At 44.8% G+C, this 14,440-nt stretch carries 10 protein-coding genes, 1 pseudogene and 1 riboswitch; of the genes and pseudogenes, 9 read left to right on the plus strand and 2 right to left on the minus strand.

The genetic code is table 11. The features are described from left to right. The first annotated feature begins 13 nt into the window (after window positions 1-13). Window positions 14-1,129, plus strand: a complete 1,116-nt coding sequence (locus HMPREF0240_RS07490) for a glycosyl hydrolase family 18 protein (RefSeq protein ID WP_035312639.1) — start codon at window positions 14-16, stop codon at window positions 1,127-1,129. Between the two features lie 524 nt (window positions 1,130-1,653). Next, window positions 1,654-1,923, plus strand: a pseudogene (locus HMPREF0240_RS07500) (hypothetical protein); the annotation flags it as partial. Window positions 1,924-2,114: 191 nt separating this feature from the next. On the opposite strand, the gene HMPREF0240_RS07505 reads toward HMPREF0240_RS07500, so the two are convergent. Further along, window positions 2,115-3,458, minus strand: a complete 1,344-nt coding sequence (locus HMPREF0240_RS07505) for a glycosyltransferase (protein ID WP_083806141.1) — start codon at window positions 3,456-3,458, stop codon at window positions 2,115-2,117. A gap of 343 nt (window positions 3,459-3,801) precedes the next feature. Here HMPREF0240_RS07505 and HMPREF0240_RS23350 point away from each other — a divergent pair, with 343 nt between their 5' ends. The 7 genes from HMPREF0240_RS23350 to HMPREF0240_RS07540 all read left to right on the plus strand — a co-directional run bounded on the left by HMPREF0240_RS23350 (window position 3,802) and on the right by HMPREF0240_RS07540 (window position 13,007). Next, entirely contained in the window at window positions 3,802-5,601 is a 1,800-nt protein-coding gene (locus tag HMPREF0240_RS23350; RefSeq protein ID WP_009002846.1) for a glycerophosphodiester phosphodiesterase family protein, read from the plus strand. 193 nt (window positions 5,602-5,794) lie between these two features. Then, window positions 5,795-6,817 carry a radical SAM protein gene (locus HMPREF0240_RS07515; protein WP_242833308.1) on the plus strand — a complete coding sequence of 341 codons (1,023 nt, stop codon included), beginning with the start codon at window positions 5,795-5,797 and terminating at the stop codon, window positions 6,815-6,817. Between the two features lie 50 nt (window positions 6,818-6,867). After that, a complete protein-coding gene (locus HMPREF0240_RS07520) occupies window positions 6,868-8,232 on the plus strand; it encodes a uroporphyrinogen decarboxylase family protein (RefSeq protein WP_009002848.1) in 1,365 nt (454 codons plus the stop codon). Continuing rightward, window positions 8,232-9,152: a GTP-binding protein gene (locus HMPREF0240_RS07525; RefSeq protein WP_009002849.1), complete on the plus strand. Its 921-nt coding sequence runs from the start codon at window positions 8,232-8,234 to the stop codon at window positions 9,150-9,152. The genes HMPREF0240_RS07520 and HMPREF0240_RS07525 overlap by 1 nt, the downstream gene beginning before the upstream one ends. Window positions 9,153-9,269: 117 nt before the next feature. Then, window positions 9,270-9,908 carry a corrinoid protein gene (locus HMPREF0240_RS07530; RefSeq protein WP_009002850.1) on the plus strand — a complete coding sequence of 213 codons (639 nt, stop codon included), beginning with the start codon at window positions 9,270-9,272 and terminating at the stop codon, window positions 9,906-9,908. A gap of 8 nt (window positions 9,909-9,916) precedes the next feature. After that, window positions 9,917-10,101: riboswitch (cobalamin riboswitch) on the plus strand. A 162-nt stretch (window positions 10,102-10,263) separates the two neighbouring features. Continuing rightward, window positions 10,264-12,444: an ASKHA domain-containing protein gene (locus HMPREF0240_RS07535; RefSeq protein WP_050794502.1), complete on the plus strand. Its 2,181-nt coding sequence runs from the start codon at window positions 10,264-10,266 to the stop codon at window positions 12,442-12,444. A 77-nt stretch (window positions 12,445-12,521) separates the two neighbouring features. Further along, window positions 12,522-13,007 carry a superoxide dismutase family protein gene (locus HMPREF0240_RS07540; protein ID WP_009002852.1) on the plus strand — a complete coding sequence of 162 codons (486 nt, stop codon included), beginning with the start codon at window positions 12,522-12,524 and terminating at the stop codon, window positions 13,005-13,007. Between the two features lie 284 nt (window positions 13,008-13,291). Here HMPREF0240_RS07540 and HMPREF0240_RS23355 read toward each other — a convergent pair whose 3' ends face one another. Continuing rightward, window positions 13,292-14,434, minus strand: coding sequence for a GGDEF domain-containing protein (locus HMPREF0240_RS23355; RefSeq protein WP_050794503.1), 1,143 nt, complete (start codon window positions 14,432-14,434; stop codon window positions 13,292-13,294). Window positions 14,435-14,440 lie beyond the last annotated feature (6 nt).

Raw genomic sequence — 14,440 nt, forward strand, 5'->3', positions numbered from 1 at the left:
AGGGGGTGATTTTGTGATTTATGTTGTAAAACAGGGGGACACATTGTTCTCCATTTCTGCACAGACGGGGGTGCCTGTCTGGAAGATGGTATATGACAATCAGCTGGCCGGTGAGGACCAGCTTGTGATCGGGCAGGCGCTCCTTATATTGCAGCCGGAAGAATCTGCGAGTATGCGGGATGATATGCTTGTCACGGGATATGCATATCCTTTTGTGGAGCCGTACATTTTGGAGCAGGCTTTCCCGGCGTTGAATGAACTGTTGGTATTTTCTTATGGATTTACGTTTACCGGAGAACTCGTGCCGCCTCCCCAGGATGACCTGTGGATGATCGAGGCTGCTTGGGAGGCAGGAATTGAGCCGCTTCTGGTGCTGACGCCATTTTCAGAAGGGGCATTTAATAACCAGCTGGTGAAAGTACTTGTTGAAAATGAAGAAATCCAGCAAAGGGTCATCGATAATCTTCTGTATACCGTACAGGACAGGGGGTATTCGGGAGTTGATATTGATTTTGAATATATACTGCCGGAGAACCGGGTTGCCTATGCGGAGTTTGTGGGCAGAGTGCGGGAAGCTATGAATGCAGAAGGGTATAAGGTATCCGTCGCACTGGCCCCCAAAACCTCGGCCGACCAGCCGGGGCTTTTATACGAGGGCATGGATTACGCACTGCTGGGGGCGAATGCGGACAATGTTTTCCTGATGACGTATGAGTGGGGCTATACATACGGGCCGCCCATGGCAGTGGCACCTTTAAATAAGGTGCGGGAAGTAGTAGAGTATGCTCTGACAGAGATACCGAAGGAAAAGATTCTGATGGGAATACCAAATTATGCGTATGACTGGCCTCTGCCTTACGAGAGAGGGATTACAAAAGCGAGGCTGATCGGCAATGTGGAGGCCGTGCAAATTGCCTCGGAAAATGGGGTCTCTATAGAATTTGATGATCTTGCCCAAAGCCCGCATTTCAATTATACAAGAGACGGAATCGTTCATGAAGTCTGGTTTGAGGATGTAAGGAGCATAGAGGCAAAGCTGAATCTGGCGCGGGAATATGAACTGCTGGGGGTAGGGTACTGGAATCTGATGAGGCCGTTTCGGGCGAATTGGCTGCTGTTGGAAAAGTAGGAAAACAAGGTAAAGGCGTAATTAAAACTGTTAAATAGGAAGAAAATGAGGTATAATATAATGCAAATGCTGAATATGTTTATAGATTACTTAGTAAATATATCAATGGTTTGTAGCAGAAAAAGCATCAAAGAAGTGCGGCAAATGGCTGGTACAGATATGATTCCCGCTTTGCTTTGCCAGTCTATGATGACAGGGGCGAAGTTGAACGGTATAATGTGTTCCATGCATCTATGTTGATCCGCCATGCGAATGATGGGAAAATGTATCTGTATGATATTTTAGACATAAAAAAAGAAACGAGCAACCCGTTCAAATCGTAAGATTCTACTTGACAAAAAACCCATTTCTTAATTCTAAGTATAAAATACGCTTACTAGGTTGTCAAGAGAAAAAATTTGCAAGTTTCAGACGAAAATAGAATAAGTTTACATAGGCACTTGTCGGAAATGGCAGGTGTCTTTTTCTATACATTCAGGGAGTCAATAAAGGCTCTTTTTTCGTGTCGGAAAGGTGGTGGGGAGGTGGCATCCCGGATTCAGGGTATTACAGTTGAAATTGGCGGGGACACTACGAAACCGTCCACTGCTTTGTCAAAAGTGAATAAGGAAATCCGGGATACGCAGTCTCAGCTTAAGGATGTGAACAAGCTCCTGAAGCCGGATCCCGGCAATACGGATTTGATGGCGCAGAAACAGAAACTGCTGACGCAGGCCATTAGCGAGACGAAGGAAAAGCTGAATTCTTTGAAACTGGCAGGCCAGCAGGCAAATGATGCAATGGCGGGGGGAGATAAGTAACTTTGTCTTAGTTTCAGGAGATATTTCCCAACCATTTCATGAGCAGGAATGCTCTCCATTTTTAATATTCACTATTACTGTATAGCCTATATGGGGCTATACATACGGGCCGCCCATGGCAGTGGCACCTCTGAATAAGGTGCGCACATTCCTCGCATCTCTAACCGAACGTGCGGCACCCTTTTTCACCTCCAAATGTGTTCCGCAATATGCTCTAAATGTGTTTTTTGCCATTCATACATTGCAGCCAGCTTTTCCTTTGAAGATTTTTTCAGATTTCTCAGCGCTTCAATGCTGTCCAGCGCCTCGCCTGTGACTGTGAGCAGCTCATCAGAGAGACGCTTCTGGCTTAGGTATTCTTTGTTGGCATACTTTTCTTTTACAATCTTATAGCGATCTGAAGCTCTTGCCACGCTGTCTTCCCAGGAAAGATACAGCATGTCCATGGCAGACTGTCCTGTCTGCCATGTGACTTCCGGATTGTCCTGTGTTTTTTTGAGCAAAGCATACATGCTCTGTGCATTCTCGTCACATAAAAATCCATTTGTCCCATCTGTGATACCTTCAGCAGCACAGCTTCCTTTGATTAGTACGCTGGCAAGACTGCATGCTGCCGCTTCACGAACGACCAGCCCATTAGTATCATAACTGGATGGAAATAAGAACAGATCTCCCCTGCAGTACCATGCCCGCAGAATGTCTCTGTCATAGATGGCACCGGTAAAAATACACTCATCGCTAATTCCGATCTCCTTCGTGTAAGACTCCATTTCTTCTTTATCACTTCCTTTACCGATCATAATTAATCGGAATTGTTTGTGATCATTTTTTAGTTTTCGTAGAGCATCAAAAACGATTTTTAAGCCTTTATACCACATCATCCGTCCCACGAACAGATAAACAGGTACATTTTCAGGCAAATCGATTCCTTCCGTAGCCTTTCGCACGGCCTCTTTGGAAACCCGTCCTTTCGGTAAATCCACACCATTTGGCATGACGAGGTAATCTCCTTGATATCCCAACGAACGTAAATTTTCACCAGCACCTTCACTCACGGTCCACACTTCATCGCAGGCATTGATGTTATCCACAATCAGGTTGATCGCTTGCTTTTGCAAAAGCTTGGGCTGAATTGTTTTGGCGATGTCTATATCGAATTTGGTGTGGTAAGTAAATACAAGTGGCACATCCGCATGTCTGCGCAAAATACGTGCTAAAACTGTGGACATAAAGGGGCAGTGACTGTGAATCAGGTTGCAGTTCACATCCTTTAAATCGCTCATTGCACTCACTGAAAAGGGATATCCTGCTCTATAATTCAATAGTTCAGTCGTGTCAAAGCTTCGGTAACGAATGACTGGAAATGGAAAATTTTCATCGGCGGCATTGGGATGATATGGTACTGCTACATAGGCTTTTCCAAAGTTTTTTTGATAATATGTTGCGTAGTTTGTCACAGCATTAGCAACTCCGTCGATGAGAGGCGGGAACGAATCATTCATGAGGCATATTGTGTTTTCGATTGACATAGAAATCCCCCTTCTATAAAATCTTATCTTTGTCTGAATTGAATTTTGATATTATTATATCTTGTTTTTTATATGACGTAAAGTGAAACAGCAAACTCTTATACAGACAGGGGAAAACCAGCGGGCCCATTTGCTAAAACATAAGGTTTGGTTGAGCTTGCATCGGCGGCTGGAAGTTTTTGGTTGAAAAATCTTCAGGAGGGATATACAATAAGGTAAAGGCAGCCCGATAAAGAAGTTATTTCTGGAATTACGGTTGCCTTTTTGAATATTGAAACTATGTGTGGTAAATACTAATATGAAATCTTTGCGGTATAAATGTTCTGGAATTTTAGGGGAGAAAATGAAACAGCTTATAAAATGTTCTTTTAATGTTGCACTAAAAAACTGGTCAACGCTATTATTGTTTGATGTAGTTTATAAAACATTTAATTACTCAATCCTTTTTGGAATAACAGAGAGCTTGATGGGACTGATCTTGAATTCGGCCGGTGTATCCTATATTTCCACTGATAATCTGAAATTAGTTTTGCTAAATCCAATCGCGGTCATCGGGTGTATCTGTTTGATTTTGCTGACCGCTTTTACGGTATTTTTCGAGGTGGTGGCACTATATATCTATTGTGAATCAGGATGGCAGAGAAATCAGATTTCTATTATCAGGCTATTGAAGGAAACCTTGCGTCAATGCAAAAAGATGCTACATATACAGAATATCCTGTTGTTTTTAGGATTCATTATTACAACGATACTGGCATTTCTGCCATTTGCGCCGTATATGCTGCAGTGGCTGCGTATTCCAGAGTTTATCATGGACTTCATCAAGCAGGATTCAAAGTTGTTCTTTGCATATGTAATTGTTGTCCTGATTGCAAATCTTATTTGCTTTTTGTTTCTATTTTTTCTGCCATATACTTTGTTTGATGATTTCTCAATTAAAGAGGCCTGGAAAAAGGGGAATTGTCTCTTAAAGAAGAAAAAAACAGTGACAATTTTTCGCGTCTTAGGTTTGCTTATCTTATTTAGTTTTATTGTGGTGATCATTCTTAGTATTGCTGTGTTGGGATTAGTTGTCTTTACAAAGCTGAATGAAGCTCCGGCAGATGTTGTGAAGTCATTCACCCTTTATTTTAACAGGGGCGTGCCGGCAGCGATATTCCTGATGGGGGCGTTTGGGACTATTTTCTTCTTTTCGGCGTTGGTCTCGCTGTTCCATCAATACAAAGGAGATATCAGACCATGCGAGAAGGCGGTCACAGGCAGGAAACGATTCAGAGTTTTAAAGTATATTGTAATGGTGGTATGTGCTGCGATTGGGATACTCATGTTCAGCGAGAGCGAGCTGGGCGGAAGTCTGCTCAATCAGACGTATACCACTCCACAGATTGTTGCTCATCGCGCAGATGTTATATCCACACCTGAAAATACAATGGCTGCATTAAATCATGCGATTGCTAATGGAGTCGATATGGTTGAAATTGATGTGCAGCAGTTGAAAGATGGCAGCTTGATTTTGCTGCACGATGACAACTTCCTCCGTACGACTGGACACAAGAAAAAAGTATGGGAGGTAGAATATTCCGAAGTCGGGAAGTATGATGCAGGCAGCTGGTTTTCATCAGAATTCATCGGTGAACCTGTCCCCACGCTAGAGTCAATTTTGCAGCGGGCAAAGGAGAATATCCAGGTCATGATTGAACTGAAGTCGACAGGACATGAGGAAAATCTGGTAGGACAGGTAATTGAGTTAATTGAAAAGTATGAAATGATTGACCAATGCCATATCGGCTCGATGAATCTTGACATTTTGAGAGAAACAAAAGCCGTAAATCCTAAAATCAAAACAGTGTATATTACGCCGCTCATCTACTCTGGCAAATATGATATGGATTTTGTTGATGCATTTAGTGTGGAGACGACTGTTATGACAAGAGAGATGGTTGTTGCCATGCAGGGACAGGGGAAAAAGGTATATGGATGGACAGCTAACTCAGAAGATACAATCAAGAAAAATTTACTGTGCAGGGTTGATGGAATCGTAACAGACGTACCCATAATGGTAAAACATTATGAAATGATGACAAAGGAAAACCTGATATTGAATTTTGTGCTTGAGTTATTTTTTGAAAATCGTTACTTTTAGATAAGTGTCGATTTTTTGATCTTGCCCAAAGCCTGCATTTCAATTACACAAGGGACGGAATTAAATAAGAGGTATAAAGTGGGAGGTAGTGGGTGAAAGGCAGTATGTTTTTAAAAGCGTATTATTAAACATCCTAAAAAAATTACAAATTAGCTGTAAAAATTGCAAGCAATAAAAGAAAAGAAATCATACTATGAATTCAGAACAGATGGGAGGCATAGTGATGATTTCTTTTTCTAATAGTAAAGAAGGACTTGAAAAGATTTTCAAAAAAGTAGATGAAAATCAGGATCTGACAAAAGAAGATGCAGTAGAACTTCTCCGGACAGACAGTCACTCTTCAGCATTTTATGCGTTATTGGCAAAGGCAAATGAACTTTCCAGAAGAGAATATGGAAGAAGAGGGTATGTTTTTGCACAGATTGGCCTTAACAGTGCGCCATGTACCGGAAACTGTAAGTTCTGTTCTCTTGCAAAGGACAGTTTTGTAGTAGAAGAAAAGACGGAAAAGCCGCTGGAAGACATACTGGCAGAAGCCGCCAGGGCAGTGGAAGAGAAGGCTGACGCCCTGTTCCTTATGACGACGGCGGACTACAGCATTGAGAGATTCCTGGAAGTTTCCAGGGAAGTAAAAAAGCTTCTCACACCAGAGATGATGTTCATCGCCAACATCGGAGATTTTGACCTGGAAACGGCTAAGCTGCTCAAAGAAGCGGGATACACAGGTGTCTACCATATTGTGAGAATGAATGAAGGACAGGATACGGATCTTCCAAAGGAACAGAGGATTGCTACTCTGGATGCCATCAAGGCAGCCGGGCTGGAGCTGATCTATTGTGTAGAACCTATCGGGCCGGAGCATACATACGAACAGATCGCGGATGAAATGCTGCGTGCCAGAGAATACGGCGTAAACGTAATGGCCTGTATGAAACGGGTAGGCGTGCCGGGTACCCCTCTCTTTGATAAGGGGGAGATCACAGATCTGGAGCTAACCAAAATTGTCGCCGCTGCAAGGCTGGTGACCAGGCCAAAACAATCCATGAATGTCCATGAACCAAAACAGATGGCTCTGCTGGCCGGAGTAAATCAGCTGTATGCAGAGATCGGTGTCAATCCAAGGGACTTAAGCGTTGAGACCGGGACAAACCGGGGATGTTCCATACCGGAAGTCAGGGCAATGCTTGCACAGGCAGACTATGATATATGTGGATAATTAAATATTGATACAACAAATTATAGCAAAAAAGAAAGTGAGGAAACAAAATGAATCAGAAAGAAATTCTTATCAAAACACTGCATCACGAGGAGACAGAACAGGTGGCATGGGTGCCATTCGCAGGGGTGCATGCAGGCAGCCTTCTGGGCTATACTGCTACAGAAGTACTTCAGGACGGGGACAAGCTGTTTGAAGCGCTGATGGAAGTAAATAAACTTTATAAACCGGCAGGACAGCCAGTCATCTTTGACCTTCAGGTTGAGGCTGAATGTCTTGGATGTAAACTTGTATGGGCAGATGATGCTCCGCCGTCAGTTGCGAATCATCCAATGGAAGGCGAAGAAGAGCTGGAAACACCCTGTTACTGCACGATTCCGACAAAAGAATCCGGACGTATTCCTATGATTATGGATGTCATGAGACGCATGAAAGAGGCGGTCGGCGATACAACAGCATTATACGGCCTGATCTGCGGACCTTTTACACTGGCAACACATCTGCGCGGCAATGACATTTTCATGGATATGTACGACGATGAAGATGCAGTAATTGAGTTCCTGGAGTACTGCGATGCAATTGCTATGAAGATGGCTGAATATTATATTGAAGCAGGCATGGATGTGATCGCGGTGGTAGACCCGCTGATTTCCCAGATCTCTTCCGATCATTTTGAAATGTTCATGAGCGCACCGTTTAAGAAACTGTTTGACCACATCAGAGAGCTGGGCGCACTGTCTTCCTTCTTTGTATGCGGTGATGCAACAAGAAATATCGAGGTTATGTGCCAGACAGGCCCGGATTCCATCTCTATTGATGAGAACGTTGACCTGCTTGCAGCAAAAGCAATCACGGATAAGTATAATGTAGCACTTGGCGGAAATATCCCACTGACAACGATTATGCTGCACGGAACACAGCAGGATAACATGAAGTTTGTGATTGATCTTCTGGACAATATGCCGAACAAGAAGAACTTTATCCTTGCACCTGGCTGTGATATGCCATACGCTGTTCCTGTTGAGAACACCATCGGTGTAGTACAGGCAATTCACGAACCGGATTCCGTAAGAGAGATCCTGAAAAACTATGTGGCTGAGGACGAAGACATTGAAGTAGAACTGCCGGATTACGAGCATCTTGAGAAACCGCTCGTGGAAGTATTTACACTGGATTCAGCAACATGTGCGGCATGTACATACATGATGGGTGCTGCCAACGAAGCAAAAGAAACCTTCGGTGATGCAATTGATATGATCGAGTATAAGTTTACGATCAAGGAGAACATTGCCCGCTGTAAGAAAATGGGAGTTCCGAACCTTCCGTCAATGTATATCAACGGCGAACTGAAATTCCGTTCTCTTGTACCAGCAAAGGAAGAATTGGAGGCAGCGATCAAGGCTGTTATGAAATAATGAGTAAACTGTATTTAATTACCGGCTTCTTAGGAGCCGGTAAAACTACTTTTCTTAAAAATTTTATAAATGAACTGTCAGACTTCAGGCTTCATCTGATTATCAATGAGTTTGGAAAGGAAGGTGTCGACGGGGAGATTCTGAGAGAACTGGGGACTGTACTGGATGAGATCAACAATGGTTCTATCTTCTGTTCCTGCAGGCTGGACAAATTCGAGGAAGTGCTGGGCAAAGCTTTGTCCGGAAAGCCGGACATTATTATCGTAGAGGCCTCCGGCCTGTCCAATCCCATGAATGTCAGAAAGATCCTGAACCAGAAGGACAAGTTCTCTGATGTAGAATATATGGGAAGTATCTGTCTGATTGATGCAAGGCAGTTTTTGAAGGTATATGAGACTGCAGTTGTAATAAAGAAGCAGCTGGCCGTCAGCGATCTTGTGCTTATTAATAAAACCGATCTTGCATCCAAAGAACAGATTGAAGAAATAAAGGGGATCGTCAAGATGCACCGTCCGGGTGCCGGGGTCCATACGACTACTTATGGCAGGATCGAAAGCAGCTGGCTGAATCCCGCTGTGCCGGCAGACAGACAGCCGGAAGAACCGATCTTACAGAGCGCGGACATCACCCTGAAAAAATATCTGCTCCGTTTGAAACCGGGGCAGGCACCGGGAAAGCTTCAGAAATTCGTTGAAATGTTTCTGGATGATACTTACCGTGTAAAAGGATTTGTGGAGGCAGACGGAGAAATCTATCTGGTGGACTGCGTAGGCAGCATTTATAAAGCCGAGAAGTTTGAAGGAAAGCCGGAACATATCAATGATCTGGTGGTCTTATCCGGAAATGGCCTGCCCGTCAGAAAATCCCTGAGAAAAGCAATGGAGTGGTACCCGGAAATTGTAGAAGAAATAAAAAAATAAACAAAAAATGAGATATTAATACAAAGAGTTCCAAAAAAATTACTAAAAACATAATTGCAAATAAGGTAGAATAATAATCAAAGCAGACACGCTTAAAGAATGATGGAGGTATGTAAAATGTCAAAGATTCAGGAAATTTCAGAATTCCTTCAAAAAGGAAGGGCAAAAAATGTAAAGGCACTGGTACAGGAGGCTCTGGACGAGGGGCAGGATCCAAAAGAGATTTTAAATGAAGGTCTTTTATCAGGAATGATGATCATCGGTGCAAAGTTTAAAAACAACGAGGTATTCGTACCGGAAGTTCTGGTAGCAGCAAGAGCTATGAATGCAGGACTTACAGTTCTGGAGCCAAAACTGGTTGAAGTAGGAAATGAGCCGGTTGGTAAGGCAGTTATCGGTACAGTACAGGGTGACCTGCATGATATCGGAAAGAACCTTGTAGTAATGATGCTGAAAGGCGCAGGCTTTGAGATCCACGATATCGGCGTAGATGTTGAGCCGGCTGTATTTATTGACAAAGCAGAAGAAGTAGGCGCAGATGTAATCTGTATGTCAGCACTTCTTACAACAACAATGCCGAAGATGCAGGATTGTATCGATCAGCTGAACGAAAAAGGACTTCGCGACAAGTACATCGTTATGGTCGGCGGCGCTCCGGTTAATGACAGTTTTGCAGAGCAGATTGGTGCTGACTACTATACACCAGATGCAGCAACAGCAGCAGAAGTTGCAAAGAAAGCAGTTACAGAGAAATAAAGTGCCCTTTGGGAAATAAGTGCGGATGGTAACAACAAAGAGCATTTAGAGAAGGAAACCGGTGTGAATCCGGTGCAGGCTTACCCCTACTGTAAACGTGGACGAAGAATAAAAGCCATTGTCCGTCAGGATGAGAAGGCATTCCAAGGATGAAACGTGAGCCAGGATACTTACATATCCCTATGGACCTGTTTTGGGTGGGAAACAGGATTCCGTTTTAATTTTATATAGTGTGTCAGCATCGAACTCTTTTTACAAGGAGTTTTTCTTTTTATACAGGAAAAATAATTGAACAGGGTTATTGAAACTGCAGGGACGGGGATGGCTTTTCCGGCAGTTGAGAGAGGACAAGAAGATGAAAATAACGGAATTTAATATAGAAATATGCAGAGAGAATGTGTTCGCTCTGATAGACTGCTTCGAAGGCAGCGCGACATATGATGATGTGGCAGAAGAGTATGAGGCGATGCTTCCGGAGGCATATAAGAAAATAGAGCCGATTGCTCTGCTGGAGTTCGGGGATGTGGACGGATTTGATCTCAGCCGGTATGGGGAAGGGATTCATCAGGCACTGTACTGCGTTACTTCCGTAGGCGGACAGCTGAGCCGATGGTCTACACAACTGTTTGCAGAAGGAGATTATCTGGGCGGAATGCTGGCGGATGCCATTGCGGATGATTATCTTTTTCAGATGGATCATCAGCTTCAGCCTCAGATTATCGCAATGTGCAGAGCGAAAAAGTGCGGAGTGTCCCATCGGCTGGAGGCGCCGCAGGATATTCCGATGGAGGCCCAGAAGAAAGCTCTGGCAGTGACCGGCAGAGAAAACAGCGCGGGCATCCGTGTGCTGGACAGCTGTATGTATGATCCGGTCAAGACGACGTGCCAGGTCTACCTGACGGCAGATCATTCAGACATGTTCCGCATTCATCATAACTGCGCGAGCTGCCCGAATGTTAACTGCAGCCTCAGAAATGTTTCGGATTATACAATTATGCTTCATGATGGAGATGAACTCAGAGTTTTAAAAGGCAAAAAGGGACATTCTCTGATGGAGATACTTCAGGAGCAGGGTATATTCCTGCCGGCAGTCTGTGCAGGAAGAGGAACCTGCGGAAAGTGCGGTATTCAGGTTCTGGAGGGGGATATCGCTCCGTCAGAGCAGGATGGAAAATTCTTCAGCGGGGAGCAGCTGCAGGATGGATTCCGTCTGGCATGCAAGGCTTATCCTGAGGATGACTGTGTGATCTCAGTTGGGCTCCATAAAGAAGAGGAGTTCGCTGTTCTGGCGGATGATGAACAAACGGCAGGGAGAGCGGCAAGAAGCAGCGCAAAAGCGGGCGTGCGTTATGGAATTGCCGTGGATATCGGCACGACAACAATCGCGATGCAGTTGATCAATATGGAGACAAAGGAAGCCGAGGATGTTTTTACAACGATCAACCGACAGAGGGCATATGGTGCTGATGTAATCAGCAGAATAGAAGCTTCCAACGGAGGCAAAAAGGAAGCGCTGAGAAAGAGCATTCAGACAGATCTGCTTCAGGGAATCGGGAGTCTGACAGAGAACGGAAAAATAAAGATCGAAAAAATGGTAATCGGGGCCAATACAACCATGGTGCACCTTCTGATGGGCTACTCCTGTGAAACATTGGGCGTATTCCCTTTTACACCGGTCAATATTGATACGATATATACTAATTATGCAGAACTTTTCGGCCAGAATGACATGGCGTTTGAAATTGTGATTTTCCCCGGCATATCCACTTACGTGGGAGGAGATATTACGGCAGGATTGTATGCCCTGGATTTTGACAGGAGGGAGAAGGTATCCGTACTGATTGACCTTGGAACAAACGGCGAGATGGCAATTGGCAATAAGGACCGCATTCTGACGACATCGACGGCAGCCGGGCCCGCGTTTGAGGGCGGAAATATAACATTCGGGACAGGAAGCGTGCCGGGAGCAATCTGCAAGGTGGAGCTGAAGGACGGGCATGCGGTGACGGGAACGATCCAGGACGCCAAACCGGTCGGAATCTGCGGTACCGGGGTTATTGACGCCGTTTACGAACTGGTTAAGGCCGAGCTTGTGGACGAAACAGGTCTTATGGACGAGGATTATTTTGACGATGGTTTTCCGCTCGCAGAAAGCGGGGATGGGACAGAGATTGCTTTCTTTCAGAAAGATGTGAGGGAGATTCAGCTTGCCAAGTCTGCAGTGCGCGCTGGGCTTGAGACTCTGATCCTGAATTTCGGGGCATCTTATGATGATATTGATGCAATTTACATAGCAGGCGGTTTTGGCTATAAGATGGATATTGTAAAAGCAGTTGGAATCGGACTTCTGCCAGAAGAGTGTCAGGCAAAGATAGAAGCGGTTGGAAACAGCTGCCTGAAAGGAACCAGGACATATCTGCTCAGTGAGGATTCTGCAGAGCGTGTGAAATATATTCTGGACTGCTCATCAGAGGTACAGCTTTCCAATGACAAGCATTTTAATGAATTCTATATGGACTATATGTATTTTGAATAGGAGCGTTACTTTTTCTGGCCGTAAAGCATGAACATCCGCCCGATTGCTGCATATACTGAGCAGAGGAGGATGATGTTATGGTTGAAAAATTAAACGGAATGCCGGAAGCATTTGCAGAGATAAAAGGTTCGGATAAATACCCGGAAATCCATGGAATAGTTTATTTTTATGAAGTGTACGGAGGAACTATCGTAATGGCGGAAGTATACGGACTGCCGGACGAGGACGCGCCGGATATGAGTAAATTTTTCGGCTTCCACGTTCATGAAGGTAAGGAGTGTGCGGGGAATGCGGAAAATCCGTTTGCCGATGCCGGTATGCATTACAATCCGGAACATACAGAACATCCGGAACATGCGGGAGATATGCCGCCTCTGCTGTCTACACACGGTGCAGCCTGCAGTGCAGTCTATACCGGCAGATTTTACCCGGACGATGTCACGGGCAGAACAGTAATAATCCATATTAACCCGGATGATTTCAAGACCCAGCCATCCGGGAACAGCGGCGAGATGATAGCCTGCGGTGAGATCAAAGCGTGGATGGTTGAGCCGGAGGAGTAGGGGGCGGGGGGACGCCTGCCGCGGAACGGGACGGGGTGCAGACGGAAGCATATATCTGTTTGGAACACGTCCGCTGCGCTAAGCAGCAGTATGAGGAAACACACAAAATCAGCCGGCACCGTACGCATTCACTGCCCAATCTGATGATTGGGCAGTGAATGCGTACTGAAAAGTTGCTTCGGAAGCAACTTTTCGCCGGCTGATTTTATGTGTTTCCTCTTACTGCTGCTAAGCTCGCTTTATGCATTCCAAACAGATATATGCTTCCGTCTGTACCCCGTCCCTTACAGCCCGTCCGGCGTCCCCCCGCCATCCGTTCCGTCCCCGGCAAGCGTTCGCACAACACATTTATTTTTTCCGGATGCTTTTGCCTCGTACAGGCATTTATCGGCAAGAGCGTATGCGGTGTGAAAATTCAGGGACTGGCCTGCAGCCAGAATGGCTCCTATACTGCATGAGGTCTGTATGCCGTAATTTTGCATGATCTGCTGCAGTGCGCGCTGCAGAGCCGTGCATTTTCTTTTGAGGGCATCCTCTGTGTCGTGGTAATCTGTGATCAGTATCATGAATTCGTCTCCGCCGACCCGACCGATTAGATCCGAGGCACGGAATGACTTGAAGAGTAATTTCCCGGTTTCTTCCAGGAGACGGTCCCCGGCGGAATGGCCGATGGAATCATTGATTTTTTTGAAATCATCCAGGTCCAGGAAAAGAAGGGCACTGTATGACGGGCTGTTCTTTTCCAGATAATGCGCTATGGCATTTTCACAGGCTTTTTTATTGGGAATACCGGTCAGTGAATCCAGCATGCTCAGGCGTTTGTATCGACTGCGTGTATTATGGTCTTCTGCACGGAGCTTTAGGATTACATGAGCAACTGTCATGGAAAAGATAAAAGCAACGACAGAGTTGAAAATGTCGTTTTCGGCCATCAGCTTGTTTTTGACCTGCATTACTGATGAAACGTAGATGACTTCGACCAGAAACATGACTGTAAACATTTGACGAAAACGCAGTATGAACAGTGCGGGAAAGGCAATAAACAAAAGCGGCAGAAAAGAACTGGGGGCATCAGGATAGGGGAACACATCTATAGATATTACAAAAGCAAAAAGTACGACTTCGAAGGCAAGGCAGGCTCTGGTAATAACCTTTTTATCTCTGCGGCCGGTTTTGGCATAGGCCGTGGAGATTCCAAAAAACAGCAGTGCTGCAGGGAGAAAGAGGATATGCTGTAAAGTGATCGTCCAGCCTTTAATGATAAATGGAGTTATTATGTAGAATAAAACAAGGAGGATGGAATTGAGCAGACTGGAGAGCTGAAGCAGTACCAGATTTTTTTCTGCAATTTCATTTTCTGCACTTTTTAAATAAGTCTTTTTAATCTCCAGGTCTTTCCGGATATATTCATAGAAGTTAAAAAGCATATAATA

Origin of the sequence: Clostridium sp. D5, from assembly GCF_000190355.1 — a bacterium.
Classification (GTDB): Bacteria; Bacillota; Clostridia; order Lachnospirales; family Lachnospiraceae; genus Faecalicatena; species Faecalicatena fissicatena_A.